Consider the following 24934-nt stretch of genomic DNA (forward strand, 5'->3'; position numbering starts at 1 on the left):
GTCGCGCACACGGGGCACACACCGCGCTCACACGGGTCTGCGCGAAGATCGGGGAATGGACGGAGGTGCACGGCTTCGCGTCACGCTGCTCGGCACGTTTCAGGTGTCTCGCGGTGACGCCGTGCTGCCCGTGCCGGGCGTGCGGTTGCAGGGCCTGCTCGTCCGGCTGGCGCTCGCCGGTGGTCGCGCGGTCGAGCCGGGCGTGCTGATCGACGCGATCTGGGCCGAGCAGCCGCCTTCCGGCCCCGCCCACGCGCTGCAGAGCCTCGTCTCCCGGCTGCGCCGTGCCCTCGTCCCCACCGAAATCGCGCAGGTCACGGGCGGCTACCGGCTGGCAGTGGACGCGGCCGACGTGGACGCGCTGCGCTTCGAACAGCTCACCGCTACCGGTCGGGAGCGGCTGCGGGCCGGTGACCCGGAAGCCACCGGGGTTGCACTCGCGGAGGCCATGGCGTTGTGGGGCGACCATCCTGGCGCCGAACCCGCGGCCATCGCCGCGGTCACGCCCACGGTCGCGACCCGGTTGGCACAGGTGTCGATCGAGGCGGTCGCCGACCTCGCCGACGCCGAGTTGTCGCTTGGGCAAGCCGAGGCGGCCACCGCCCGGCTGACCAGGTTGCTGACCGAGCACCCCGGCCACGAGCGGGCGGCCGCGCTGCTGATCGACGGGCTAGCCGCCCAGGGGCGTCAAGCCGAGGCGCTGGCCGTCTACGAGCGGACCCGCCAGACCCTGGCCGACCTCCTCGGCGCCGACCCTGGCACCGCACTGCGGGAACGCCACCTGCGCCTGCTGCGCCCCGACCATTCCATCCCGGCGGTCACCGATCCCGACGAGCTCCGGCCGACCAACCTGCCCGCGCCGGTGACCAGCTTCATCGGCCGAGATGACGACCTCACCCACCTCGGCACCCTGCTCACTACCGGACGCCTGGTCACCGTCCTCGGCCCCGGCGGCGCCGGGAAGACCCGGCTCGCGCTGGAGGCCGCCCGCCGCCACGAACACGGCTGCTGGCTCATCGACCTCGCGTCCGTCACCGAATCAGCGAAGATCACCACGGCCGCGCTCGCCGCTATCGGGCTACGCGGCGGCGCGATGCTCGACGCCCGCAAGCGAGCCGAGGGGGACGAGCTGGACATCCTCGTCGGAGAACTCGGCGGCCGGGAGAGCCTGCTGCTGGTCGACAACTGCGAGCACCTGATCGATGCCGTGGCACACCTGGTCGCGGCCCTGCTGTCCCGCTGCCCCAAGCTGCGCGTGCTCGCCACCAGCCGCGAGCCTCTCGCGGTCGACGGCGAGGCGCTCCTGCCGCTCGGCCCGCTCGCGTTGCCCGGTCCGGACGACGGCGTCGAACAGGCTCGAAGGGCGGCCTCGATGCGCCTGTTCACCGAGCGGGCCGCCGCCGCGCGACCCGGTTTCGACGTCGACAAGACCACGTTGTCCGACGTAGTGCGCGTGGTGCGTGGCCTGGACGGCATGCCGCTGGCCCTCGAGCTGGCCGCCGCCCGGTTGCGCACGCTGTCGCTGCCCGACTTGGCCGACGGGCTCTCCGACCGGTTCCGGCTGCTCACCACCGGCAACCGCACCGCACCGCCCCGGCACCGCACCCTGCGTGCGGTCATCGCCTGGAGCTGGGATCAGCTCCGCGAGCACGAACGCACCGTCGCGGAACGGATTTCCGTCCTGCCTGGCGGCGTCACACCAGCCTCGGCCACCGCCGTCTGCGCCGGCACCGCCGTGCCCACCGCCGAGATCCCCGAACTGCTCGCCGCCCTCGTCGACCGGTCGCTGCTGCAGCTCGCGCCCGACACCGGCCGCTACCGCATGCTCGAAACCATCCGCGAGTACGGCGTCGACCGCCTGACCGACACCGGCGATCCCGGCGCGGCCCGCGATCTGGCCGCCGCCCACTTCACCGAGCTGATCGCCGGCCACGACCCCCAGCTGCGCGGGGCCGACCAGCTGAAGGCCATGAACGTCATCAGCGCCGAGTACGACAACACGCTCGCCGCTCTGCGCCACCTGTGCGACGTCCACGATTCCGCCGGCGCGATCACCCTCGTGCTGACCCTGACCTGGTACTGGCAGATGTTCGGCCGCCACTCCGACGGCGCTTATTGGCTGGGCGAGGCACTGGCGGTGCCCGGCGGCGAGCCGAACCCTGAACGCGACTGCGCCCGAGCCGTCCACCTGCTCAACCGGGCGGACATCCTGTCCGGAATCACCACCGGGGAAGCCGCGAACGACCGGGCGGAGATGCGCGAGCTGGCCGACCGGCTGCTCGCGCATCCGGAGCTGCCGAGCCACTACCGCGTTTTCGGCCCGATCCTGCTCTTCCTGCAGGACGAGCAGGCCGCGCTCGCGATCTTCCAGCACCTTGCCGACGGCGACGACGGGTGGCTGTCCGGACTGGCCCACTACTTCCTGGCCGAGATCGCCGAGAGCGCTGGCGCGCTCGACCGCACGCGTGTCCACGTGGAGGCGGCACTGGCCCGCTTCCGTCAGGTCGGCGACCGGTGGGGCCAGGCCGCCGCGCTCCCGATGCGTGCCCAACTCCGGCGCTACGACGACCTCGACGGCGCGCTGGCCGACCTGCGCGAGGCCCGGACGCTGGCCGGCGAGTTCGGCTCGCTCAGCCTCGGCGACCAGCTCTACCGCGACCTGCGCTGGATCGACGTGCACCTGCGACGCGGCGACACCGACCGGGCGATCGCGATGATCGACTCCGCCCGGGAGCGGGCGCTGCATGCGTCGTCAGCGGAGATGCTGGTCCTGATCGACGCGCGGGAGGCAGACCTCCGGGTGCGGCTCGGCGACCTGGACAGGGCGGGCGACCTGCTCGACAACGCCGAACGCGGTCTGCGCGGCGACACCGCCTTCCCCGCGGACCAAGCCCGGACGCTGGTCGGCAGCGCACGGGCCGCGCTCTGCCTGGCGCTGGACGACCTGCCCGGCGCGAACAAGGCGCTGCGGGAGGCGTACGCGGCCGCGCTGGCAACCCGGGAACTGCCGACCCTGGCACTGGTAACGGTGCACACGGCCGCGCTCGCCGAGACGCGCGGGCAGCACGACGGGTCGGCCGTGCTGCTCGGGGCCGCCGCCCGGCTGCGCGGCACGCACGACCGCACCGATCCGCGAATCCGCGAGCTCACCCACCGGGGTCAGGCTGCGCTGGGCGAGGACGAGTTCGCCGCGGCTTACGCGAAAGGCTGGGAACTGGACGCGAAAGCGGCCGTGACCGCGGCCGACCCGGCCCGGCTACCCCGGAACCCCAGAGGGAACGGCTGACGACGTCTGGCCTTCGGTCAGCGCTCGGCTGCCTTGGCGATCAGCCGGGCCCGGATCTGCTGGGACTGGGCGACTTCGGCGATCGTGCGGGCCATCGCCAGGCCGGCGTCGTGCACGAACCGGTCACCGTCGGGGCCACCGGCCGCGACACCGAAGGCGGCGGTGTGGTTGCCGGCCTCGGGCGGGAGGTCGAAGGACAGCATCGGGTGGATCGCGGGGATGCGCAGCGAGACGTTGCCCATGTCGGTAGAGCCGAACATCTTGTCCGGGTAGTCGGGGAAGGTCCGGCCGATGGCCTTCGCGTGCTTTTCGAACAGCAGGGCCAGGTCGGGGTCGTGCCGGAATTCGCGGTAGATGGACGGCAATGCGGTGTACTCGACGCTGGTGCCGGTGGCCACAGCACCCGCGTCGAAGCAGCGCCGCACCCGCTCCCACACTTCGTCGACTTCGCCGATGGTGTCACTGCGGATCATGCAGTCGACGACCGCGTGGTCGGGGATGACGTTGACGGCCGCCCCGGCTTCCTTGACGACGTGGTGCACCCTGATGCCGTCGCGCAGCTGCTGGCGGAGCAGGCCGATGGCGGTCTGGGCGACGACCGCCGCGTCCGCCGCGTTCAGCGCGCTCCAAGGGCGCGAAGCGTGCCCGCCGATCCCCGTGTAGGTCACCTGCCAGGACCGCGAAGCGCGCAGTTGCGGGATGACGACGTCCTTGAGCGTCGGGTGCACCATCATGGCCGCGTGGGTACCGTCGAAGACACCGCGGTTGACCATGATTTCCTTGCCGGTTCCTTGTTCCTCGGCCGGAGTGCCGAAAACCCGCACCGTCAGCCCGAGTTCGTCGGCGTAGGGGGCCAACGCCATCGCCGCGCCGATCGCGGACGCGGCGATGACGTTGTGGCCGCAGCCGTGCCCGATGCCGGGGAGTGCATCCATTTCCGCGCACAGACCGAACGCGAAGTCACCGGACCCGGCCGTGGCGACGAACGCCGTCGGCAGACCGGCCACCCCTTTCTCCACCGTGAACCGCCCGCTTTCCAGCATCTCGATCATCGCCGCCGAGGTTTCGTGTTCTTCGAAGGCCAGCTCGGGGTTGGCGTTGATCCGGTGCGAAAGCTCCAGCACCGGGTCCAGGTTCTGCTCGAACGTGCGCTCGATGCGCTGGTCGATGCCGGTCATCGCGCCAGATCCGTTCCGATGGATACGTGGTCGACGATCTGGGCGTGCGTGGCGAACCAGACGCCTTCGCGGGAGGCGATGTGCTCGAGCAGTTCGGTGAGGATCGTGACGCGGGAGCGGTGCCCGATGACGTGCGGGTGGAGGGTGAGCTGAAAGATGCCGCCTTCGGCGTAGGCGAGGTCGAACTCGTCGCGCCAGATCGACAGCACTCCGCGTGGCGGCGTGTACGGCCGCTGTGCCGCGAACCTCTCCATCATGAAGTACGGCATGTCGTCGCGGATCCACTCCACCGGCAGCTCGACGATGCCGGTGGGCTCGCCGTCGGCGACGATCTCGTAGCAGTCGTCGTCGGCCATCAGCGAGGAGTCGTAGGTCAGGCCCAGCTCGCGGATGATCCGCAGCGAGTGCTCGGAGAAGTCCCACGACGGGGTGCGGATGCCGACCGGCCGCGTGCCGGTGAGGCGTTCCAGCGTGTCCGCGGCCCGGAAGGCGAGGTCGCGTTCGGCTTCGGGTGGAAGCTGGGTGTTGCGTTCGTGGATCCAGCCGTGCAGCGCGATCTCGTGCCCGGCGTCCACATAGGACTTTGCTTCGCCGTCGTGCAGCAGCGCGGACACGGCGGGCATGAAGAAGGTCGACGGCGCCGCGAACCGATCAAGCAGCCTCAGGATCCGGGGCACGCCGACCCGCGCGCCGTACTCGCCCTGCGACAGCTTTCCCGGTAGCACCTCGCCGTCCCGCAACGGGATCGTCTCGTGGTCGGAATCGAACGACAAGGTCACCGCCACCTTGGCGCCACCAGGCCAGGACTCCGGCCGCAACGGCTGGCCGGCGCGCACCCGTCCGACGTGCCCGCGCCAGGTCTTTTCGTCCCACTGCCACGGTTCACTCATGACCGCTCCGTTTCGTATTGCGATACGCAGTCTCACACTGTAGCCCAATAAGGTCGTATCACAATGAGAAACGCCGGTGCGCCCAGTGGTACAGTCAGTCTCATGCACGCGGAAGAAGCGGACAAGCCGGCCGGCAGTGTCCGGTCGATGAACAGCGTCCTGAACACCCTGCGAGTCTTCGAGGAAGTCGCCATGCGGCAACCGATCGGGGTCTCGGAACTGGCCCGCGTGACGGAGATCCCGAAGGGCACCGTGCAGCGGTGCCTGGTGACGCTCCAGCAGGCCGGCTGGCTCAAGGTGGTGGACCCCGAGCGCGCGCGGTGGGGCGTGACGAGGAAGGCGCTGGTCCTCGGTCTGCGCAGCGCCGGGGAGCGGGACCTGCAAGAAGTAGCGGGGCCGGTCGTCAAGCGCCTCGCGGCCGAGACGGACGAGACCGTCCTCCTCGGTGTGCGCGACGGCGAGTGCCTGGTCATCCTCGCCAGGGAAGACACCGCCCAGGTGGTCCGCGTCTTCCTCGAAATCGGTGCGCGAGTGCCGTTGCGCGCGACCTCGGGGGGTACGGCGATCATGGCACTGCTCGAGGACGCCGAGGTCGACGAACTGCTGCGGCACGAGCTCAAGGAGTTCGCCGACGCCCCCGTGCCGGACTCCGCGAAACTCCGGCGGGAGATCGCCCAGACCGCGAAGCGCGGATACGCGCTCAACGGCTCCTCCTCGTGGTACCGCCCGCACGTGGCCTCCATCGGCGCGGCGGTCACGAACCCGGCCGGGCGCCCGGTCGCGGCGGTCACCCTCGCCGTTCCGGAAATGCGTTACAACCGCGCCCAGGAGAAGACCTTCGCGCCGCTGGTGATGGCAGCGGCGGCCGAGATCAGCCGCCTGCTCGCGGCCGACTGATGCCGCGCTGAACGCAAAGGAGGACTCGCGTGCCACCGAAGTCGCTCCGCCACGAAGCGGGACCCTCTGCGGCCGGATCACCCGAGCCGGTCCCATCGATTGAATTACCGTAATACGGTATTCTCATCTGTCGGCAGTCCGTATTACGGTCATCGGAAACTTGTGAGGAAGTGAGTTCAGCTGTGCCCAGCGCAGAGCTCCCCGGTCCGGAGATGAACCCCTTGCGGCTGCGGGAGGTCACGGTGCCCAACCGGGTGTGGATGTCCCCGATGGCGCAGTACGCCGCGGAACCCGACGGGATGCCGACCGACTGGCACCTGGCGCACTACGGCCCCCGCGCGGTCGGCGGAGTTGGCCTGCTCATGGTCGAGTCCACCGCGGTCGGACCGCTGCACCGGACCACCTCGGCGGACCTCGGGATCTGGACCGAGGAGCAGGCCATCGCGCACCGGCGCCTGACCTCGTTCATCACCCGGCACGGTGCGGTTCCCGCGATCCAGCTGCTGGCCGCGGGCAGGAAGGGATCACACCAGGTGCCATGGGAAGGCGCGGGACAGAACGGCTCGGTCGGGGTGGCCGACGGCGGCTGGGACGTGATCGCGCCGTCGGCGATCCCGTTCGGCGACCTGCCCGTGCCCCGGGAAGCGGGCCAAGCCGACCTCGACGAGGTCGTCGCGGCCTTCGCCAAGGCGACCCGGATGTCCCACCTGGCCGGGTACCGGGCCGTCGAGATCCACGCCTCGCACGGGTACCTGCTGCACCAGTTCCTGTCCCCGCTGGCCAACCACCGGACCGACGAGTACGGCGGGAGTCCGCGGAACCGGATGCGCTTCCCGCTGCGGGTGGCCCGCGCCGTCCGGGAAGCCTTCCCTGCCGACAAGCCCGTCTTCGTCCGCATCACCGCCACCGACTGGATCGAGGGCGGCATCACCATCGAGGACGCCGCGGAGTTCGCCAAGGAACTGGCGGCCGAAGGCATCGACCTCCTCGACGTCACGTCCGGCGTCCTGGTGCGCGACGCCGAAGCCCGCCCGCCGGCGCGGGAGGGGGTGAACGTCGGGTTCGCGAGCACGCTCAAGGAGGCGTCGGGACTCGCGGTCGCCCCGGTCGGGCAGATCGGCGGACTGGCGATGGCAGGCCGGATCGTGGGCGACGGCGAGGCGGACGCCGTGCTGATGGGCCGCCCCCTGCTGCGCGACCCGTACCTCGCGCTGCGCAACCGGCCCACCGACAAGGCAGCCTGGCCCACCCGGTACCACCGCGCGCTCTGAAGCCGAATCCACTTTTCGAAAGGAAAACCCGCTATGCGCACGAACACGGAGAGCCGCGAGGTCCGGCGTCCCGACGGTACGACGATCCGGTACACGGTAAGCGGTCCGGCCGACGGGCCGACCATGGCGCTCATCCACGGCTGGGGCTGCGACCGCGGCGACTTCGACGCGATCACCGGCTTCCTCCCGCGGCACCACCGCGTGCTGGCGATCGACCTCGCCGAGCACGGGGACTCCCGGTCCACTCGCGACGTCTGGACGATGGCGGAGTTCGCCCGCGACGTGGCGGCCGTGCTGGCAGCAGAATCGGTCGGCTCGTGCGTCGTCGTCGGGCATTCCCTCGGCGGGGCGGTCGCGATCGAAACCGCCCGGCTGCTGCCCGGCACGGTCACCCGCGTGGTCGCGCTCGACGCACTGCACTACCTGTCCCTGTTCCCCGCGCAGGACGTACATCAGGCCGAAGCGCTGCTGCGCCCGTTCCGCGAGAACCTCGCCGGCGCGATGCGAGGCATGGTCGAGGCGGGCTCACCACCCGGCACCGACCCGGCGCTGGTGGACGCCTACACCAAGAAGATGAGCGCGGTGCGCCAGCCCGCGGGCCTGCACGCCCTGGAAGCCCTGGTGCACTGGGACATGGACGCCGCGCTGCGCGAGGTAACCCAGCCGATCGTGCTGTTCGCGGTGCGCGCGATCATCACCGAGGAAGCGATCGACCGCTACGGCGACCGCCTGCGCATCGAACTGGTCGACCTCGGCAGCCACCACTTCCACGTCGAATCTCCCGAAGCGACGGCCGGGCTGCTGGCCGGCGAGATGTCCGATTAGGACACTCGGGTCCCGCCGGCCGGCACTTGGCGGCCGGCCGGACCCGGCTCAGCCGAGGTGCGGTTCCGGCTGTCCGGGTTGCCGCACGGCGAGTTCGCGGAGCGCGGTGGCCGCGGCGTTGCGGACGTGGTCCTCACACGCCTCGCGAGTGGCGGCGGGGTCACCGCGCACGGCCGCGTCGTGGATGGCGGTCAGCTCCCGGACGGTTTCCGGCCCGCGGCCGTCGGCCTGCAGGGATAAACCGCGCAGCATCTGCACGCGGGCGTGGATGCCGCGCAGCGTCGAATCGATGATCGGGTTCGCCGCCCCGGCGATGAGGGCGTCGTAGAACTCGTCCTTCATCTCCAGCCGCTCGGCCAGGCCGGCCTTGCGGTGGGTGCGGGCGTACCGCCGGATCATCTTGCCCATCCGCTCGCGCTGCTCGGCGGTGGACCGCTCGGCGAACAAGGCGCCGGCCAGACCCTCCAGCGCACCGCGCACCTCGAACAGCGCCTCGGCGTCGGCGGAGGTCAGCTCGGTGACGACCGGGCCGCGGTTGGGCACCGTGGTCACCAGGCCTTCGGACTCCAGCTGTCGCAGGACTTCGCGGACGACCGTCCGGGAAACCTCGTACCGCTCGCACAGTCGTGCCTCGACCAGCCGCTCCCCGGCCTGGAACTCCGCGGCCAGGATGTCCTGCCGGAGCACTTCGAGTACCTGGGCCCGCAGCGGCGCGGCGACCCGCTGCACTCGTTGCCCTGCCACGCGGCCGCCTCCTTGTTGCTGGTCTATGACGGTATCACGGTAGTACTCAGGTCGACGCCGGTCACCTTCGCCAGGTACCTGGCGATTTCGGACTGGTCCGGGTTCTCCTCGCCCAGATCGGCCAGTGCGGCCTGGCAGAACCGGACGCAGGCTCGCGACACCTCGGGCGCCAAGCCAAGTGACGTCGAGAGATCCAGTGCGGTGGTGATGTCCTTGACGGTCAACGGAAGTGAGAACCCGACCTGGAACCGCCCGTCCAGCACCTCCGGCCCGATCTTGACCTCGGTCGATTGGTTGCGGCCGGTGGAGGAGTTGATGACCTCGAGCATGGTCCGCGGGTCCAGACCGAACTTGGTGCCGGTGGTGAGCACCTCGAGCGCCCCGACCAGGCCGATGGCCGACAGCAGGTTGTTGAGCGCCTTCAACGCGTGCGCGGACCCGGCGGGGCCGACGTGCGTCACCGACGTGCCCATCGCGCGCAGCAGCGGAAGGGCCCGCTCGTAGTCCTCGGCCGCCCCACCGGCCATGATCGTCAGCTCGGCCGTCGCGGCCTTGCGCGGACCGCCGGAGACCGGCGCATCCATCATCGCGATGCCGCGCTCCCCGAGCCGCTCGGCCAGCTCTTGGGTCGCGCGGGGTGCTGAAGATCCCATGTCGACGACCAGCGTGCCCGGCCACAGCCGCCCGGCGAAGCTCCCCGGATCGTCCGGATCGCCGAGCACCCGTTCGACGACAGTGCTGTTGGGCAGCATGAGGATCACTATGTCGGCGCCGGCACCGTCGAGCAGGCTCGGCACGGCCGTCACCCGCTCGTTCCGGGCGGCCGTGTCGATCGCGGCAGGGTCGGCGTCGTGGGCCGCGACCGGCACGGATCGCGCGAGATTGCGGACCATGGGCTGCCCCATCGTGCCCAGTCCGATGAAGGTGACGGTGTCCGTCATGGCTGCTTCCCTTCGTGGATGGCCGGTGATTCAGCCATGGAAGGCGGCGACGGTCGGTTCGAGACCGTCCGCGCCGACGACCTCGCGCCAGGCTTCGAAGCCGGCCTGGAAGGCCACGATTCCGGCCTCTGGCAGGGAAATCTCGATCGCTTCCAGGATCTCCCGCGGGGTCACGCCCAGGTCGAGGGCGACCTTGATGTGGCTCTGGATATGCCCCTTCGCGGCGCGCATCACGGTGAGGCTGACGATGAAGATGAGCTCCTTCGTCCTGCGGTCCAGCGTCCGCTGGTCGAGATATGCGGCGCCGACGAGACCGTTGGCGGCCCGCAGCACGTCGAAGTCCTGCTTGGCCATCACCTTGTGGTAGTCGAGGACGTAGCCCCGTTCGCGCGCCATGTCGTCGATGTAGCCCTGCGGATCCTGATCAGCGGTCGCGGTCATCCAGTACTCCGGTCGTCGACTATAACTATAATATCGTAATACAGCTAGTCGATACTACCGGAACTCGAGGCAGGCTAAGCGGCCGTGCCCTCGAGGTGCGCCTTGATCAGTTCCAGGCCGGGCTGGATGCGTGCCGGGTCTTCGACCGGGTGCGGGCCGGCCGGCTCGGTGTCCGGGACCAGCCGCTCGAACAGCCGGCAGAACAGGGTCGTTCCGTCGCCGAGGTCGAAGGTGGTGAAGGTGGCGATCGCGTGCATCGCCGGTGCCGGCGTGCCGTCGTCGAGCACGTCCCGGCCGACCACCGTCCACAGCTTGCCGGGGACCCGCGCCACCACGGTGTAGAGCTTCGGCTTTTCGTTCAGCTCCGGCACGATGTTCTCGAGCAGCACGTCGCCGAGTTCGGCGGGGACGGCCTCCGTGCCGCGTTGCACCTCGGTGCCCGACGCCATCGGCAGCCACTTCGGCAGGTTCGCCCAGGTGGTCACCCAGTCGTACACGACCTGCGCCGGGCGCTCGATGACGATGCGGTTCTCGACGAACCGGATGTTCAGGTTGTCCGGGATCTGGGGCACGTACAAGTCCGCTGACATGATCTCTCCTTTTCCGGTCAGGCGCGGGACCCCTGGTCTCGCTGCCTTCAATCCGCTTGATCGGCTTCCGTTGTCTCCCGCTATCCGGCGTGGTGCGCGCCGGTCATCAGCGCGGCGAGGTCCTCGGGATGCAGGAACGACGGCGGCGGTGGCGGGCCCCAGCTGAACAGGCCCTTGGCGCCGTCGAAGACCTCCGGGCTCCAGAGCTGGTCGTCGATGATCGAGTCCATGTCGGAGTAGTACTCCGAGAAATTGCCCGCTGGGTCCTTGAGGTACCAGAAGAAGTTCGACCCAGCGTGGTGGCGCCCGAGGCCCCAGACGTGCCGTTCCGGGTTGCCTTCGAGCATGGCGGTGGCGCCGCGGCCGACATCGTCGACGTCGTCCACCTGCCACGAGGTGTGGTGCAGGAAATTGACCGGGGCGCCAAGCACCAGCACGTTGTGGTGGTCGGTGGAACACCGCAGGAACGCGCCATGGCCCTTGATCTCGTCGGAAAGCTTGAAACCGAGGCCCTCGGTGAAGAAGCGGCGGGTGGCCGCGTAGTCCACCGAGCCCAGTACCGCGTGGCCGAGCTTGCGCGGCCGTACCGGGTCTTCGCGCAGTACGCCGGGAGCGCGCGTGCCTCGACGTTCGATGCGACCCGGCCCGTTGTACGGCGTCACCGGTGCGGCGGGTTGGGTCAGGCGGTCGGCGATCCGCACCACCGCGCGGAAGCCGGCGATCGGTTCCTCGGCGGCGACCGAGTCGGCGGTACGCACCACCGGCAGGTCGAGCTTGCGCAGCCGGGCGGCCACCCCGTCGAGATCGTCGGGATCGTCCGCGCCGACGACGATTTCGGTCAGTCGGCGGGAAGGTGCTCGTACCAGCCGCAGCTGGTCGCCACCGTCGCGTGTGGACAGCCAGCCGTCCGGCCGCGGTGCGAGCCCGAATTCGGTGTAGTAGTCGCGTGTCGCGGCCGGATCGGGTATGCCGATCGTGACCGAGGACAGTCGGTGCAAAGTCATCGATGCCTCCTGGAAATTCGCGGACGGGTTCAGTACCCGGCGACCATCAGGTGGCGCATCTCGCCGACGCCACGCACGTAACTCACCAGTTCGTCACCAGGGCGGAGGAACCGTTCCGGTGTGCGTCCGAGTCCGACCCCGGCGGGGGTGCCGGTGAAGATGACATCACCCGGCAGCAGCGGAGTGATCGCCGACAGCCGCGCGATCAGTTCGGGCACCGGGAAGACCATGTCGGAAGTTCTGCCCTTCTGCAGCTGCTCGCCGTTGATCAGGCAGCCCAGTTCCAGATCGTCGGGGTCGTCGAACTCGTCCGGGGTGACCAGCACCGGCCCGATCGGCCCGAAGCCCGGGTAGGACTTGGCCATGCTGAACTGGGGCGCCGGGCCCACCCGCTGCCGGTCGCGCTCCGAGATGTCCTGGCCCACCGAGACGCCCGCGATGTAGCGCCACGCGTCCAGGGCGGCGATGCGATGCGCCGTGCGGCCGAGTACCACGACCAGCTCGACCTCCCAGTCCACTTTGCCCGGTGGCAGGGCGATCGTCGCGTGCGGACCGGTCAGCGAGGTCACGAACTTGGTGAACACCGGCGGCTCCTCGGGCACCGCGAACGACGATTCCGCGGCGTGGTCGGCGTAGTTGAGGCCGATGGCGAAGACCTGCCGGGGGTTCGGGGCCGGGTTGCCGAACGCCGTCGCCGGAACGTCCGACAGCGGCGTGCCCTCCTCGGCAACGGTCGCGCAGAACTCGAGCAGTTCGTCCCAGCGCTGGTAGGCGTCCTGGATGCCGGGGCCGAACCGTCCGCGGCTGGCGCGCGCGAGGTCGATCACCGTGTCGGACGCGGTGATCAGCGACAACCGGTCTGAGATCGTGGCGAAACGCATGGCGTGGACTCCTGACTGGGCTGGGTATGGACGTGTCATCGCTTCGACGCGGGGGCACCGCGCGTGGCCGCTGACCGGTAGTCGGTGTAGGTGTAGGGGTTGTCGAGGACCTTGGTATCGGGGATCTCCGGGTTCATGCCCTCGCGCCAGGCCCGCTCACCGAGCTCGGCGCGCAGGTGGTCGACCGTTGCCTCGACCGCACGACGTGCACCGGCCAGGTCGACACCGATGAGGCGACCCGCGCGCTTCACGATCCGGCCGTCGACCAGGACCGTGTCCACATCAGCGCGCTGAGCGTGCAGTGCGACGTGTCCGTGCGGGTTCAGCAGCGGCATCATCGCCGGCGAGTCGTCGTTGCGGACGAGCACGAGGTCCGCTTTCTTGCCGACCTCCACACTGCCGATCTCGCTGTCCCGCCCGAGCGCCCGCGCTCCACCCCGCGTGGCCCACTCGACGACCTGATCGGCATGCAGGGAGACATGGGTGACGGTCTCACCGCGAGCGTGCGCCACCAGGTGCTCGTAGGCGCGATCGGCACCCAGCGTCGAGCGCATGGCGGAGAACAGGTCGCCGCTGCCGAGCACACAGCTGTCTTGCGACAGCGACACCGGGATGCCGTGGGCTCGCAGGGCGGCCGTCGCGGGATAGCCCTGCCCGGCGTTCTGCTCGCTTTCCGCGGCCACCGACACCGATCCGCCGGTCGCCGCGATTCGGGCGTAGGAGTCTGCGGAGAACGTCGAGGCGTGCACGTACACCGTCCTGGCTTCGCCGTAGCCGTGCTCGTGGATCAGTCGCACGGCGTCGTCGCCCGTCGCGCCCCGGACTCCGGCGTGCGTGGTTACCGCCAGGTCGAGCTCCCTGGCCACCTCGAAAGCCGGCTGCTCGGGAAAGCTCGGATCGCCGGTGACGTCGAAGGCGATCTGGAAGCCCTCGAGATCGCCGGACCGACGATCGAAGAACTTGCGGAACTCGGGGGTACCAGTCCAGTTCGCGGGTGCGTCCTGGATGTTGCCGTAGGCCAGCACGAACTTCCCCGGCACCGAGGCGAGCGCATCGACCGCGGCCTCGGCATGGTCGATCGTCTGCAGCCCGTGCGACCAGTCCACGCTGGTGGTGACCCCGGCGTCGATCGCCTCCAGTGCGCCGAGGAGGTTCCCGGCGTGGATGTCCGCTGGCCGGAACTTCTTGCCCCAGTTCAGGTAGTACCACACGAAGTACTGCGTGAGCGTCCAGTCGGCACCGTAGCCGCGGGTCGTGGTCTGCCACAGGTGCCGGTGGGTGTCGACCATCCCGGGCATCACGACGCCGCCGCGGGCGTCGATCTCGTCGGCGCCGTCGGGAACGACGAGGTCGACACCGATGGCGGCGATCCGGCCGTCGACCACGAGCACGTCGTGGCCTTCGAGAACGGTGCGGCCGGAATCCATGGTGAGAACCGCCCCGCCACGGAGAACGGTCGGACGTCGAAGGTCGTTCGCGGGCATCAATGACTCCTCGTTCGGCTGGCGGGTCTTACTGGAGGCAAATTCGAAACTAGACCGAAACTTTCGAAAGTTCAAGCAGAATTCGTAAGATGCTAGGGTGTGGCATGACCAAGAGAGGCGGGGCGACCCGCACCGACGGCATCCACCAGGCCCTGCGCGCCGACATCCTGGCCGCGCGGCTGGTGCCGGGCGAACGGCTCAAGTTCCCGGACCTGGCCGACCGCTACAAAGTGAGCGTCGGCGCTACCCGCGAGGCGCTGACGAGACTGGTCGCCGAAGGGCTGGTGGTGGCCAGGCCGCGTCAGGGCTACCTGGTCCGGCCGCTGTCCCATCAGGATCTGGCCGAGCTGACGCAGGCTCGGGTGGAGATCGAATCCCTGGTACTGGGGCTGTCGGTGCGGGAAGGCGACACGCGCTGGGAGGCCGATGCCGTTGCCGCGCACCACCTTCTGGAACGCACGCCGTACCGTGACCCGGCGGATCCGGACCACCTGTCCGACGAGTGGTCGCAGGCGCACGCGGCCTTCCACCACGCACTGCTGGCCGGTTGCGACAACCAGCGGCTGCTCGACGCGGCGCGGTCGTTGCGGCAGGAGGCCGAGCTGTACCGGCAGTGGTCGGTATCGATCGGCAACGAACCCGGCCGCGACGTCGCAGCCGAGCATCGAGCGCTGCTCGACGCCGTTCTCGCACGCGATGCCGACCACGCGCAGGAACTGCTGCGCGACCACATCGCACATACCGCCCAGCTGCTGATCAGCTGCGCACCCGATCAACCCAACCAGCCCGGTGAGTGAGCCGGAGCGGTGCTGTCGCGGAACGCCGGGCGGTGTGCTCAGTCGGATGCGAGGAGCTCGGCCAGCCGCTGGGTGTCTTCGAGGTAGCGTTCGTAGGGAAAGCCGGCCGCGACGAGCCCGGCGCGGAACTCGTCGTAGAGCGGCTTTCCGGCGGCGTGGAAGGCTTTCCGGCCGGTATCGGTGAGGCGGACCAGCCGCCGCCGCGCGTGTTCGGGGTCGATGGTGATCTGCACCAGGCCGTCCGCTTCGAGTGGTCGCAGTGCCCGGCTGATCGCCGGGTCGGAGACCGACAGCGCCTGCGCGAGCCGATGCTGTGTCGCCGGCTCGATGTCCTCCAGCGTGCCCAGCAGGCGTATCTGGCTGTAGGTCAAGCCGTCGAGGTCGTCGGTGCGCCGCCGGGCCGCCTCGCCCAGCAGCATGACCACGCGGTGCAGCAGATCTGCGAGTCCGTCATCCACGGCAGCAGCCTAGCAGAGTGTTGACTAGTTAATATTAACTGGGTAAGACTGATGTCATGGACACCTTCTCCTACCTCGCCCAGTCCGCCTTCCCTCTGGTCTGGATCCTGGTGCCGGCCATCGGCGCCTTCGTGCGGGCCCGCCACGCCGCGTCGCCCCAAGAACGGCTGGAGATCTGGCAGCGCTGGTGGGCCATCGGCGCCTTCGGCTGCGGCAGTCTGTGGATGACTGTCGCGTTCCTCGCCTTCCCGGACGTCATGTCCACGGCGATCGGCTTCGACCGGACGCCCTTCATGTTCGAAATCGCCTTCGCCAACCTCGGGCTGGCCGTCATGGGCTTCCGGGCCGCCTCGGCATCCGCGCGCGAGCGCATCACCATCGGGCTCGGCGGCGGGATGTTCCTCTGGGGAGCCGCGATCGGCCACGTCTACCAGTGGTTCGCAGGCGGTGACCACGCCCCCGGCAACACCGGCGGAGTTCTCGTCAACGACCTCCTGATCCCGGCGGTCATGATCATCCTGGCGGTGCGATCCCGGCGACTGGCGGCAACGCCCCGGCCGGCCGTGGAAATCGCCGCCTGACACCGAAGGAGCTGTTCTTCACCATGGCGACTCATACCAGCCACAAACCCGACGACGAGCTCGGCGAGGCGCGAGCGGTCGCCGCCGAGCGGCTCACCATGTTCATCGACGCGGCGATCGCGATCGCGCTCACCTTGCTGGCGCTGGATCTGCCCGTTCCCGCCGGCGACACCGCCGACGCCATGCTGAGTTCGGTGTTGGCCCACGGCAAGGAGTACCTGGCCTTCGCGCTCAGCTTCGTGGTGATCGCCGCCCACTGGCGTGCCCATCACGAGATCTTCCAGTACGTCCACTCGCTGAGCGGCCGATTGACCAGCCTCACCCTGGCCTGGCTGTTCATCCAGGTCCTGATGCCGTTCGCGACCAGGGTGATCACCGCCGACGGCGACTTCCCGCCGCGGTTCAGCCTGTACGCGATCGTGCAGGTACTGGCGTCCGCGACCTTCGCGCTGATCATCCGGGAGATCCGACGCGAACACCTGTACCGCACGGACGTCCCGCCCCGGGTGTTCGCCGAGAGCCTGGTGCGCAGCATCTGCCTGGCCGCGGTGTTCGGGATGTCCATTCCCGTCGCGTTCCTGACCACGAGCACCGGCGCGTACCTCTGCTGGCTCGCGGCGCCGCTCGTGCTCGCCGTCGCCCGCCGCATCCAGGGCCGCGCCGCCCGCTGACCGGTAACGATCCGATCACCGTTGCCGTTCAACGCGCAAATCCTGAATGGCTAGATTGTGCACCCAACAAGGCAATATACGAACCTAAACCTGCTGGTCAGCGGCTTGCTGGTCTCTGTGAAGGCCCCTCACGCCAAGGTTCGGCGCGACGGTTACCGCCAACCTGCCCGCCGAAACCGCAAAGGTGACTCTGGGTGACAGTCGGGCTGCTAGGGCCGGGCGGCGGTGTCGAAATGGGCATCGTCGCCCTGGCGGGCCGGAGCCGGCTAGCCGGAGACACTGTGCGGGCGCTTCCTGGGTATGGCCGTCCCGACCGCCCTGGCTGTGTAACGAGGCCGAAGCCTCCCGGAGCGCGGGGCTGCGCGGAGATCCCGGCGTCCTCGCCGCCCGAATCATCCTCATTGACATCCTCGACGACCAACTGCTCCCGCTGCTGGCTCCCCGCCGTCCCGGCCGTCCCCGGCGCCGCGGCCACCGTCGACTGAACCCGGCGCCCGCCCCGGGTTTCCGATCCACCGCGTCCAGCGCACTGTGATCCACGGCTCCGATCGCGTTCCCATGCGTGCCTGTTCCGGAAAAGGACACAGTTCTGCCAAGAACAGGTCTTTCGAGTCGTGAGCAGTCGTGGCAGTCAGCCGCGGTTGACCGACCCGAAAGGACACGAGCATGGAAATACGTGGCATGAGCGCGGCACCTGGAGGAGCCAGCGTCTGGACCTTTTCGCTGGTGCTGGCCGCGGTGCCGTTCGAGGACGCCCAGGACGGGTTGGTGGGCCTGGCCCGCGCGGTGGACTGGCCGGTAAACGCGTTCGCCTTCTGCGGAGTCGACTCGGCCGTGTGCGCCTACGTCGAGGTCGTCCTGCAGATCCGCCTGGCCGGCCTTCTGGTGGACATCCTCGCCACCGGGTAACCCGTCACGTGGGTCGAACGTAGGGCCGGCCTTCGCTCGGTTCCGGATCGGGATGCCTGTCCCACGTTCGGGGGCTGGCGTTGCCCCGGTGGCAACGCCTACCGCCCGGCGAGCATCCGCCCGGCCTCCCCCTCCGGCGAGGACGTCCCTGGCCACAGCGGCGGACGTCCATGGCACACGAGGAGTCTTGCGAGGGCGGGGTTTGTCCCGGGCGCAACCGATCTCGACCCGCTGCTCAGTGGCCGTGTCCGTAGCCGTCCCGGTCTCGCCGGCCGCGGCGTTTGGGCCGGTAGAGGTGGGTGGGCATGTAGTGCTCCACGATGGTCTGCCACCTCTGGTCGGTGGAGAGCAGCTGGTACTTCACCAGGCCCAGGCGCCCGCCGATCGCCCAGGCGACCTCGCCGACCAGCAGGCCCGACGCTTCGTAGCGGGTTTCGATCCCGCCCGGGACCAGCTCGTGCAGGTGGTGCGGCGAGACCGGGAACAAGGTGCGCAGGTCCACCCACACCGGCCGGGGTGGATCGAACCACCGCAAGCCCACCGGCCCCGATTCGTTCGAACTCATGTTCGACATGATGGGTTGGGTGATCCACTGGCCGCAAGAGCCGAACCCGTCACAAGCCCGTCTCAACCCGTCACAGTGGTGAGACAAGTCCGCAGGTCATCTGAGCTGCGGGAACCCGACTTATGGCCGGTGGGCGACACGGGTGGAACCCGTCACAACCCGGTCCGACGGCCCGTGTTCGGGCGGTTTCGTGTCGGTGCCGAATCGCATACTGCCCGGTATGACCGACACCGACCCCCGCCCCGCCTCGCTCGACGGCCTGGAGATCTACGTCGAGGCAGCCGAGTTTCCCATCGCCGGTGGGCGTTGGGGGATCCGAGCTGCCGATCAGGCCGTTTTTTATGAACGGCGGCCGGGCACTGCTCCGGAGCCGGCCATGGTCTCGGCCGAGACGCTGCGCTCCTCCCGCGGCAGCTGGACCCGGCTCGACCCGTAACAAGCAACCAAGCCTGCCTTGACTCCCCGCCTGCGCACCTGCTCGCTGTCGGCCATGCCTTTTGATGGTCAGCCTCCAGCATCGCGCTTGCACGCGGGCGCTGGTGAAGTCGCAGCTCGAAGGGGGGAGCTCGAGCTGTGACTTCACCAGCTGGTGCCCGCCATGATGGCGGGTGTGCCCAGGAGTCGCGGCCGGCCACGCCGCCGTTACCGGGAACTGCCTGGCATCCCCCGTGGTGTCAGAGGACGGCCGGACCGCCCGGAGTGATCAGGGAGTGAAACGCAAAAGCACGTTTTCGCACTCGCTGCCGGGCGGCCTTCACCACGGGGAGTTGGTCAGCGGTTCCACTCGGTGGGGCGGCCGGTGCGGGGGCGGCGGGCGGCGATGCGGGTGCTGGTGTTCATGGTGTTCCTCCTGGTGGACGGTGCGGACTGTCCACTGTCATCACTCGATCGGCTCACGACTTTGCGTGATCACTTGATTACAGTGGCTGTTCTCTGGACGGGGGTGGTCCCGTGAACCGGGTAGACCCACGCCGCTGGCGCTTATGGTCCCTGCCACGTGGCGTGACCACCTATGTCCTTGCTGTAATCGCAATCACCCTGTTGGCATTCGTTACCACCGCCGGCCTGGAGCCGGTCACCCGCTGGGACTGGGCGTGGTTCGGGCTGCTGGCCGGCGCGGCGATGATCCACCTGGAGGCATCCCGCGGTATCGAGCGGCTCCGCGAACTCGGCGAGGGCACCCCTTACACCCACATGCAATCGACGTGGTTCTTCGCGGCCGTGCTCATGTTGCCGCTGCCCTTGCAGACCGCGCTGATCGTCATCTCGTTCACGCACGAGTGGTTCCGGGTGTTCCACTGCCGCGCGATCGCGCACCGCAAGGTGTTCTCCGCTTCCACCGTCGTGCTGGCCGTCGCTGCGGCGACCCTGGTCCTGCACGCCTTCTACCCGGACGTCGACGGCCCGTTCGTCGCGGCGCTCACCGGCCCGTACGGCACGGTGGCGGTCCTGGCCGCCGGCCTGGTCTACCGGGCGGTCAACTACCTGCTGGTGATCGGCGCGATCATCGCGACCCACCCCGACCAACCCGCCCGCATCTCCCTCGGCCCGCCCTCAGACCAGCTGATCATCGCAGCCGCCATCGGCCTCGGCTACGGCATCGCCGTGTTCGCGGTGGACCGGCCGTGGTCGATGCCGATCCTGCTGATCACCGTGCTCGCCCTGCACCTCGGGCTGCTGCTGCCCCAACTCCGCGAAGCCTCCCGCACCGACGCCAAAACCGGCCTGGTCGACGCCGCCTGGTGGACCGGCACCGCCGAGCGCGAACTCGAACGCGCCGGGCGCCTGGACAGCCCGGTCGGCGTGCTGATGCTCGACCTCGACCACTTCAAACACATCAACGACCAATACGGCCACCTCGCCGGCGACGCCGTCCTGCGCGCGGTCGCCGACACCCTCCACCACTCAGTCCGCTCCTACGACCTGGTCGGCCGGTGGGGCGGCGAAGAATTCGTCATCCTGCTGCCCGGGATCGACGCCCCCGAGATCGCAGACACCGCAGAACGGGTCCGCGCCGCGGTCTCGGTCCTGCGCGTGGCCACCACCGACCGCACCGGCACCCGGGTCACCATCACCGGCCTGACCGCCTCCCTCGGCGCCGGCACCTACCCCGCCACCGCCACCGAACTCTCCCCACTACTCCTCGCCGTCGACGACGCCCTCTACCGCGCCAAACACGGCGGCCGGGACCAGGTGCAGCAGGCCGGGACGGTGCCTCCCGCCCGCACCCCCACCGACTGACCACCGAACCTCGACCGCATGCGCGATCGGCAAAACTACGCCTCCGTGATCGACTTGGCGATCATCACCTGACCCCGCATCCCGGGAGATCACGCCCCCGAGTTAGCCCTCTTCCAACGAGAGTCTTTGGCCCAGCCGGCGTAAGGGGTCGACGAGTTCGGGGTGGTCGCCGAAGCTGGCGCGGTGGAGCAGGCGCGCGGCGACGGCGAGTTGGGCGCGGCGGCCGTCCGGGGTGTCGAGGACGTCGGTGAACTGGCTTCGCACCGTCGCGGCGACAGCGGGCTGGGCGAGGCTGTAGGCGTAGAGGGTGGCGGCGTCGGTGCCGGCGGGGCCGGTGCCCCAGAGTTCCCAGTCGAGGATGCCGAAGGGGTCGCGGAGCAGGTTGCCCCAGTGCAGATCTCCGTGCACGGTTTCCCAGCGCTGGATGACCACGGTGGTGCCGTCGCCGAAGGCGTCCCGGATACGTCGGTTGATCTTGGCCTGGTCAGAGTGCATGCGCTCGGTCTGTGTGCGGGCGAGCGTGGTCAGGCTCGCCCGCAACTCGCGCCACCACTGCGGGGGCAGTATGAGGTGCGGCGGCGGGGTGTTGGTCGTCGAGCACGGGGTGCCGGGCAGGCGGGTGAGTACTTCGCCGCGAACGTGCCGGAAAGTGTCGTCCGGCCAGTCGTGCAGGTCGAGAACTCGGGGTTTCGGCAGCCCGCTCACCACGTTGGCGTCGTAGTTGCCGGTCCAGGCCGGGCCGCCGACCCAGGCGGGCAACTCGGACACCACCCGCAGCCAGACACGCCCGCTGCTCGCGCTGGCCGGTGCGCCGGCCGAGCGATCGAGCCACCCGAACACCACAGGTCCCTCGATGGTCAGCTCGAAGTGCTCGGCGGCCTGGTGCAGGGCGCGGGTCATCCAGTCCCGATAGTGCCGGTCGGCGTCGGTCAGGTTGTTCTCGTCCGCGGTCACGGGATCATGTGGCGCAGGTAGGTGCCGGGATCGGTGAGGTAGCGCCGCCACTGCACCACCAGGTCCAGCTCGTCCCATTTCGCACGGCGTGTTCCGTGCTCGCCGATCTCGATGATGTCCGCGCCCGGCGTGGACGCCAGGATCGGGGAGTGGGTGGCGCAGATGATCTGCGCACCGGACGCGCCGAGGTCGTGCATGAGCGCGACCAGTTGAAGGCAGGAACTAAACGAGAGTGCCGCCTCGGGTTCATCCATCAGATATAGGCCGGGCGCTCGGAAAGCCTCGGCGAACACGGTGAGGAACCCTTCGCCGTGGCTCATCTGGCTGGTGTCGCCTTCCCAGTAGCCGAGCATGCCGGACACCGCGTTCATCAGCCCGAACGCGGTCTCGGCTCGCAGGAAAAACCCCTTCCGTTTCGTGCGCGGGCCGCGCAGCATCCGCCCGCCGGCCGCGGTGGTATCCAGCCGCAGCACCTGTCCCAGCGGCGTGATCTCCCGGTCGTTGACGTATTTACGGCCCGCGCGCCCGCCGTGGGAATCGAGCTTGAACGCCTCGGCGATCGCTTCGACCACAGTGGACTTACCGCTGCCGTTCTCACCGACCAGGAACGTGACCGGCGCGGTGAACGCCAAACCCTCCTCGGCCAGCTCCGCGACGCACGGCACCGTGTAGGGCCAGTCGTCCAGCTGCTGTGGACGTGCGTGGTCCGGGATGTAGGCACGGCGAACAAGCATCGAATCAATTTCCGCGGTCAGTAGTAGTCGGGTGCGCACCCGCCCGCCGGCCGGCAGTCACCCTTCGGTGTACAGGCCGGGCTGCATGACGGTCCGCAGCCAGGGTCGCACATGGTCGGCACACACGGCGCCATCCCCGGCCGCGTGGCGAACTCGGCGCGAAGACCGTCACGGACACGATCAGCCTCAGCGCTGCTGAGGATCGCCGACAATTCGGCATCGAGCACGTTCCCGATCGGCAACCAGCGCGAGAAGACACACGGCCACACCTCGCCGTTCGGCGAAATCGCGATCACCCCCGAGGCACAGCGTCCGCACAACTCCGACACCGCCGGCTGACGGTCACGTACGCCACGGCCGACCTGGCGAAGCCGGTCGGTCCGGATCTCGCGCACCCCCAGCGCGACCAGCTCGGCCTGGGCGGGGATTGATCGCTGCTTGTCCCGAACGTTGATCACTCCGACCCGGATCGGGATCTCTCGCCGTACGGCTTCGGAGATGTTCGCCACGGTTCGGGCGTGGCTCCGGCGGCCGGTGATCGCAGCGTGCTCGCCGGGGTCATCGCTGTAGTAGCTCGTGGCCAGTGATACACCAGCGCGTTCAAAAACAGGCCAAAGACCAGAAGGAACATGCACCAGATTGGAGAACACCTCAGCTTGTAATCCACACGCCAGCACGTGCTCAAGCAACTTTTGAAGTCCGGGATGCAAGATGGGTTCGCCGCCGATGAACTGCACGGTGCGGACACCGGCCCCGGCGAGCTGGTCGATTACGCGGAGCCAGTCGTCCACCACCAGCGACCCGTGACTACCAGCAGGACTTGAATCCGCATAGCAGTGCTCGCAGGACAACTGACATTTACCAGTGATCTCCAACCATGCGAACCTAAGGTCCCTCAACGTCACCCTCCTGAGCCCGCGCCATATATCCCCGTCACATCCTGCCCTGTGACGAAACCGACGAGCAGCCCCCGCCCGAGTGACGGAGGGTGAATAACCAGACGGGGCTAGTCGCCAGAAGTTGCTCCGTAGCCGAGACCATCGGCTAGTCTGATCTCCGGTCTTCCACATCCGGGTCGACCAATGTGAATGTGGCCCCTGCTCTCGGGCTAACGAGAGCAGGGGCCACATTCGCGTGTTGCTGTGTCACATCGTGTTACCTTCATTGCTCACCACATGCTGAAGGAATGCCTTCCACTGCCATGGGGAGGTGACGACCACCGGCCCGCGGCCGCACTCCTTGGAGTCGCGGATGCCGACTGCGTCTGCTGTCCAAGCTACTTCGACGCAGTTGCCGTTGCCGTTGCTGTAGGTGCTCTTACGCCAGCTTGTGCTGGTGAAGTCTGGCGTGATCATTGCCAGCTCCTTGTCCTCACGTCCAGTCCTGGCGGATCTGCCTGATCCGCTGGAGTGACTCATCCGGGTCGAAGGCGACGTCCTCTGCGAGCCGCCCAAAGGTAAGGATATATGCCCTGATGTCGGTCTCTTTTTCGATGTAGAGACCACCGGTTAGGTTGTCCAGGAAGGCTGCGGCTGCCTCGCCGTCGTCGAAGTTCATCAGGTGGAACGCTGTACCCATGCCGCCGTAGGCACCTACATCGTTGGGGATCAGCTGCACGACGACGTTGCCCTGCTGGGCCCGCTGGACGATGTGATCGAGCTGATCGCGCATCGTGGCAGCACTACCAACAGGTATGCGGAGGGCAGCTTCGTGGATGATCACGTGGTAGTGCAGCGGATGCTCGGAGTCGTCCAGGCGAGCTTGTCGGTGCTGGCGGATGCGTCGCCGTTCCTGGACCAGCTCGTCGTCGGGCTCATCCATCCATGAGCGGAGGACCGCGTCGGAGTAGTCACCGGTTTGCAGTAGGCCAGGAACCAGCATCACTTCGACGCCTCGCATCTTCGTGGTTTCTGCTTCGGTCTCGACGAAGTCTTCAAAGTCGCCCCTGATGGCTTGTGGGCTGTACGTACGCCACCACGGTTCCTCTTCTCCGGCTGCGGCCGCCATCGCGGCGACCTGATCACGCACGCCGGGGTCGATGCCAAGCATCGTGCCAATAGCGATCACTTCGAACGGTCCGGCGATCTGCTCGCCGTTCTCGAAGCGACTCAACTTCGGCTCGGACCAACGGAGCTTGGTCGCCAGCTCCTTCTGCGTCGTGCCTGTCTCCTTACGCCAACGCTGCAATGTTCGTGCAACACGGCGCTGGCGAACGTTCGGATCGGCGCTCGCGGGCAACCTGCTACCTCCACCATCTGGATCGATCTCGGGGCCGCTTCGACCCCGGAACAGTACAGTGTCGCACTAGTCCATTGGGGTGAAAGTTGTCACCGCGGCTCGCATGAAAACTTCCATGGGTGGAAACTTTCACCAACGATCAGTGTGGAAACTTTCACCGGCGTTGGAGGTCATCATGGTCCACGCTCGTTCTGGAGGGCATGCCGCCCCCAAGAAAGCGCGCGTTGTTCCTGAGCAGACCGTTGTCCTCGATCCCAGGAGGCCTGATCAACGGGCTGTCGAGAACGGGCCCTACGTCCCCAGGCACTCGGCGGAGAACCTGGTCATCACAGGTCCGGTGCCGTGGTGGATTTC

The 24934-nt window shown here is 68.7% G+C and carries 26 protein-coding genes; 10 read left to right on the plus strand and 16 right to left on the minus strand.

Annotated features, from left to right (window positions below; genetic code table 11):
* Positions 1 to 55: 55 nt before the first annotated feature.
* Positions 56 to 3286 carry an ATP-binding protein gene (locus AMYNI_RS0121535; RefSeq protein WP_020670127.1) on the plus strand — a complete coding sequence of 1077 codons (3231 nt, stop codon included), beginning with the start codon at positions 56 to 58 and terminating at the stop codon, positions 3284 to 3286.
* A gap of 17 nt (positions 3287 to 3303) precedes the next feature.
* Here the strand turns inward: AMYNI_RS0121535 and AMYNI_RS0121540 are convergent, their stop codons facing one another.
* Positions 3304 to 4464: a M20 family metallopeptidase gene (locus AMYNI_RS0121540; RefSeq protein WP_020670128.1), complete on the minus strand. Its 1161-nt coding sequence runs from the start codon at positions 4462 to 4464 to the stop codon at positions 3304 to 3306.
* Entirely contained in the window at positions 4461 to 5354 is an 894-nt protein-coding gene (locus AMYNI_RS0121545; protein ID WP_020670129.1) for a polysaccharide deacetylase family protein, read from the minus strand. The genes AMYNI_RS0121540 and AMYNI_RS0121545 overlap by 4 nt, the downstream gene beginning before the upstream one ends.
* A 102-nt stretch (positions 5355 to 5456) precedes the next feature.
* Here AMYNI_RS0121545 and AMYNI_RS0121550 point away from each other — a divergent pair, with 102 nt between their 5' ends.
* The 3 genes from AMYNI_RS0121550 to AMYNI_RS0121560 all read left to right on the plus strand — a co-directional run bounded on the left by AMYNI_RS0121550 (position 5457) and on the right by AMYNI_RS0121560 (position 8347).
* Positions 5457 to 6251, plus strand: a complete 795-nt coding sequence (locus AMYNI_RS0121550) for an IclR family transcriptional regulator (protein WP_020670130.1) — start codon at positions 5457 to 5459, stop codon at positions 6249 to 6251.
* A 182-nt stretch (positions 6252 to 6433) separates the two neighbouring features.
* The gene (locus AMYNI_RS0121555) at positions 6434 to 7522 is read left to right on the plus strand and encodes an NADH:flavin oxidoreductase/NADH oxidase (protein WP_020670131.1); all 1089 of its coding nucleotides are present in this window, start codon (positions 6434 to 6436) and stop codon (positions 7520 to 7522) included.
* 33 nt (positions 7523 to 7555) lie between these two features.
* Positions 7556 to 8347: an alpha/beta fold hydrolase gene (locus AMYNI_RS0121560; protein ID WP_020670132.1), complete on the plus strand. Its 792-nt coding sequence runs from the start codon at positions 7556 to 7558 to the stop codon at positions 8345 to 8347.
* 48 nt (positions 8348 to 8395) lie between these two features.
* Here the strand turns inward: AMYNI_RS0121560 and AMYNI_RS0121565 are convergent, their stop codons facing one another.
* The 7 genes from AMYNI_RS0121565 to AMYNI_RS0121595 form a co-directional block, all read right to left on the minus strand.
* Positions 8396 to 9091, minus strand: a complete 696-nt coding sequence (locus AMYNI_RS0121565) for a GntR family transcriptional regulator (RefSeq protein WP_211225499.1) — start codon at positions 9089 to 9091, stop codon at positions 8396 to 8398.
* Between the two features lie 23 nt (positions 9092 to 9114).
* On the minus strand, positions 9115 to 10032 hold the full coding sequence (locus AMYNI_RS0121570) for an NAD(P)-dependent oxidoreductase (protein WP_020670134.1): 918 nt from the start codon (positions 10030 to 10032) through the stop codon (positions 9115 to 9117).
* A 30-nt stretch (positions 10033 to 10062) separates the two neighbouring features.
* A complete protein-coding gene (locus AMYNI_RS0121575) occupies positions 10063 to 10473 on the minus strand; it encodes a carboxymuconolactone decarboxylase family protein (RefSeq protein ID WP_020670135.1) in 411 nt (136 codons plus the stop codon).
* A gap of 74 nt (positions 10474 to 10547) precedes the next feature.
* On the minus strand, positions 10548 to 11063 hold the full coding sequence (locus AMYNI_RS0121580; protein ID WP_020670136.1) for an SRPBCC family protein: 516 nt from the start codon (positions 11061 to 11063) through the stop codon (positions 10548 to 10550).
* A gap of 80 nt (positions 11064 to 11143) precedes the next feature.
* Positions 11144 to 12067, minus strand: coding sequence for a VOC family protein (locus tag AMYNI_RS0121585; RefSeq protein ID WP_020670137.1), 924 nt, complete (start codon positions 12065 to 12067; stop codon positions 11144 to 11146).
* Positions 12068 to 12096: 29 nt separating this feature from the next.
* Positions 12097 to 12948: a fumarylacetoacetate hydrolase family protein gene (locus AMYNI_RS0121590; RefSeq protein WP_020670138.1), complete on the minus strand. Its 852-nt coding sequence runs from the start codon at positions 12946 to 12948 to the stop codon at positions 12097 to 12099.
* Positions 12949 to 12983: 35 nt separating this feature from the next.
* The gene (locus AMYNI_RS0121595; protein ID WP_026360743.1) at positions 12984 to 14432 is read right to left on the minus strand and encodes an amidohydrolase family protein; all 1449 of its coding nucleotides are present in this window, start codon (positions 14430 to 14432) and stop codon (positions 12984 to 12986) included.
* Positions 14433 to 14536: 104 nt separating this feature from the next.
* On the opposite strand from AMYNI_RS0121595, the gene AMYNI_RS0121600 reads away from it, so the two are divergent.
* Entirely contained in the window at positions 14537 to 15229 is a 693-nt protein-coding gene (locus tag AMYNI_RS0121600; protein WP_020670140.1) for a GntR family transcriptional regulator, read from the plus strand.
* Between the two features lie 38 nt (positions 15230 to 15267).
* Here the strand turns inward: AMYNI_RS0121600 and AMYNI_RS0121605 are convergent, their stop codons facing one another.
* On the minus strand, positions 15268 to 15687 hold the full coding sequence (locus tag AMYNI_RS0121605; RefSeq protein ID WP_026360744.1) for a MarR family winged helix-turn-helix transcriptional regulator: 420 nt from the start codon (positions 15685 to 15687) through the stop codon (positions 15268 to 15270).
* A gap of 56 nt (positions 15688 to 15743) precedes the next feature.
* Between AMYNI_RS0121605 and AMYNI_RS0121610 the strand changes: the two genes are divergently transcribed.
* The 3 genes from AMYNI_RS0121610 (at position 15744) to AMYNI_RS0121620 (ending at position 17848) form a co-directional block, all read left to right on the plus strand.
* Positions 15744 to 16268, plus strand: a complete 525-nt coding sequence (locus AMYNI_RS0121610; protein ID WP_020670142.1) for a DUF6790 family protein — start codon at positions 15744 to 15746, stop codon at positions 16266 to 16268.
* Positions 16269 to 16291: 23 nt separating this feature from the next.
* Positions 16292 to 16939, plus strand: a complete 648-nt coding sequence (locus AMYNI_RS0121615; RefSeq protein WP_020670143.1) for a TMEM175 family protein — start codon at positions 16292 to 16294, stop codon at positions 16937 to 16939.
* Between the two features lie 666 nt (positions 16940 to 17605).
* The gene (locus AMYNI_RS0121620; RefSeq protein ID WP_157357437.1) at positions 17606 to 17848 is read left to right on the plus strand and encodes a hypothetical protein; all 243 of its coding nucleotides are present in this window, start codon (positions 17606 to 17608) and stop codon (positions 17846 to 17848) included.
* A 235-nt stretch (positions 17849 to 18083) separates the two neighbouring features.
* Here AMYNI_RS0121620 and AMYNI_RS45025 read toward each other — a convergent pair whose 3' ends face one another.
* Positions 18084 to 18413 carry a hypothetical protein gene (locus tag AMYNI_RS45025; protein ID WP_157357438.1) on the minus strand — a complete coding sequence of 110 codons (330 nt, stop codon included), beginning with the start codon at positions 18411 to 18413 and terminating at the stop codon, positions 18084 to 18086.
* 220 nt (positions 18414 to 18633) lie between these two features.
* On the opposite strand from AMYNI_RS45025, the gene AMYNI_RS0121630 reads away from it, so the two are divergent.
* Both AMYNI_RS0121630 and AMYNI_RS0121640 read left to right on the plus strand, forming a co-directional pair.
* Positions 18634 to 18849, plus strand: a complete 216-nt coding sequence (locus tag AMYNI_RS0121630) for a hypothetical protein (RefSeq protein WP_020670146.1) — start codon at positions 18634 to 18636, stop codon at positions 18847 to 18849.
* A 605-nt stretch (positions 18850 to 19454) separates the two neighbouring features.
* Positions 19455 to 20654 (plus strand): GGDEF domain-containing protein, encoded by a 1200-nt coding sequence (locus AMYNI_RS0121640; RefSeq protein WP_020670147.1) that lies wholly within the window; start codon positions 19455 to 19457, stop codon positions 20652 to 20654.
* Between the two features lie 102 nt (positions 20655 to 20756).
* On the opposite strand, the gene AMYNI_RS0121645 is transcribed toward AMYNI_RS0121640, so the two are convergent.
* The 5 genes from AMYNI_RS0121645 to AMYNI_RS0121665 all read right to left on the minus strand — a co-directional run bounded on the left by AMYNI_RS0121645 (position 20757) and on the right by AMYNI_RS0121665 (position 24580).
* The gene (locus tag AMYNI_RS0121645) at positions 20757 to 21608 is read right to left on the minus strand and encodes a phosphotransferase (RefSeq protein WP_020670148.1); all 852 of its coding nucleotides are present in this window, start codon (positions 21606 to 21608) and stop codon (positions 20757 to 20759) included.
* On the minus strand, positions 21605 to 22342 hold the full coding sequence (locus tag AMYNI_RS0121650) for an AAA family ATPase (protein ID WP_020670149.1): 738 nt from the start codon (positions 22340 to 22342) through the stop codon (positions 21605 to 21607). The genes AMYNI_RS0121645 and AMYNI_RS0121650 overlap by 4 nt, the downstream gene beginning before the upstream one ends.
* Before the next feature lie 17 nt (positions 22343 to 22359).
* On the minus strand, positions 22360 to 23247 hold the full coding sequence (locus AMYNI_RS48240) for a radical SAM/SPASM domain-containing protein (RefSeq protein WP_245573967.1): 888 nt from the start codon (positions 23245 to 23247) through the stop codon (positions 22360 to 22362).
* Positions 23248 to 23487: 240 nt separating this feature from the next.
* On the minus strand, positions 23488 to 23697 hold the full coding sequence (locus AMYNI_RS48245; protein ID WP_084628424.1) for a DUF397 domain-containing protein: 210 nt from the start codon (positions 23695 to 23697) through the stop codon (positions 23488 to 23490).
* Positions 23698 to 23713: 16 nt separating this feature from the next.
* A complete protein-coding gene (locus tag AMYNI_RS0121665; protein WP_169515762.1) occupies positions 23714 to 24580 on the minus strand; it encodes a helix-turn-helix domain-containing protein in 867 nt (288 codons plus the stop codon).
* Between the last annotated feature and the right edge of the window lie 354 nt (positions 24581 to 24934).

The organism is Amycolatopsis nigrescens CSC17Ta-90, from assembly GCF_000384315.1.
Classification (GTDB): Bacteria; Actinomycetota; Actinomycetes; order Mycobacteriales; family Pseudonocardiaceae; genus Amycolatopsis; species Amycolatopsis nigrescens.

What these genes read in the sequence shown, in the direction of transcription:
- AMYNI_RS0121535 (WP_020670127.1), top strand. Translation starts at nt 56, where the DNA reads ATGGACGGAGGTGCACGGCTTCGCGTCACGCTGCTCGGCACGTTTCAG.
- AMYNI_RS0121540 (WP_020670128.1), bottom strand. Translation starts at nt 4,464, where the DNA reads ATGACCGGCATCGACCAGCGCATCGAGCGCACGTTCGAGCAGAACCTG.
- AMYNI_RS0121545 (WP_020670129.1), bottom strand. Translation starts at nt 5,354, where the DNA reads ATGAGTGAACCGTGGCAGTGGGACGAAAAGACCTGGCGCGGGCACGTC.
- AMYNI_RS0121550 (WP_020670130.1), top strand. Translation starts at nt 5,457, where the DNA reads ATGCACGCGGAAGAAGCGGACAAGCCGGCCGGCAGTGTCCGGTCGATG.
- AMYNI_RS0121560 (WP_020670132.1), top strand. Translation starts at nt 7,556, where the DNA reads ATGCGCACGAACACGGAGAGCCGCGAGGTCCGGCGTCCCGACGGTACG.
- AMYNI_RS0121570 (WP_020670134.1), bottom strand. Translation starts at nt 10,032, where the DNA reads ATGACGGACACCGTCACCTTCATCGGACTGGGCACGATGGGGCAGCCC.
- AMYNI_RS0121575 (WP_020670135.1), bottom strand. Translation starts at nt 10,473, where the DNA reads ATGACCGCGACCGCTGATCAGGATCCGCAGGGCTACATCGACGACATG.
- AMYNI_RS0121580 (WP_020670136.1), bottom strand. Translation starts at nt 11,063, where the DNA reads ATGTCAGCGGACTTGTACGTGCCCCAGATCCCGGACAACCTGAACATC.
- AMYNI_RS0121585 (WP_020670137.1), bottom strand. Translation starts at nt 12,067, where the DNA reads ATGACTTTGCACCGACTGTCCTCGGTCACGATCGGCATACCCGATCCG.
- AMYNI_RS0121590 (WP_020670138.1), bottom strand. Translation starts at nt 12,948, where the DNA reads ATGCGTTTCGCCACGATCTCAGACCGGTTGTCGCTGATCACCGCGTCC.
- AMYNI_RS0121595 (WP_026360743.1), bottom strand. Translation starts at nt 14,432, where the DNA reads ATGCCCGCGAACGACCTTCGACGTCCGACCGTTCTCCGTGGCGGGGCG.
- AMYNI_RS0121600 (WP_020670140.1), top strand. Translation starts at nt 14,537, where the DNA reads ATGACCAAGAGAGGCGGGGCGACCCGCACCGACGGCATCCACCAGGCC.
- AMYNI_RS0121610 (WP_020670142.1), top strand. Translation starts at nt 15,744, where the DNA reads ATGGACACCTTCTCCTACCTCGCCCAGTCCGCCTTCCCTCTGGTCTGG.
- AMYNI_RS0121615 (WP_020670143.1), top strand. Translation starts at nt 16,292, where the DNA reads ATGGCGACTCATACCAGCCACAAACCCGACGACGAGCTCGGCGAGGCG.
- AMYNI_RS0121620 (WP_157357437.1), top strand. Translation starts at nt 17,606, where the DNA reads ATGGAAATACGTGGCATGAGCGCGGCACCTGGAGGAGCCAGCGTCTGG.
- AMYNI_RS45025 (WP_157357438.1), bottom strand. Translation starts at nt 18,413, where the DNA reads ATGAGTTCGAACGAATCGGGGCCGGTGGGCTTGCGGTGGTTCGATCCA.
- AMYNI_RS0121630 (WP_020670146.1), top strand. Translation starts at nt 18,634, where the DNA reads ATGACCGACACCGACCCCCGCCCCGCCTCGCTCGACGGCCTGGAGATC.
- AMYNI_RS0121650 (WP_020670149.1), bottom strand. Translation starts at nt 22,342, where the DNA reads ATGCTTGTTCGCCGTGCCTACATCCCGGACCACGCACGTCCACAGCAG.
- AMYNI_RS48245 (WP_084628424.1), bottom strand. Translation starts at nt 23,697, where the DNA reads ATGATCACGCCAGACTTCACCAGCACAAGCTGGCGTAAGAGCACCTAC.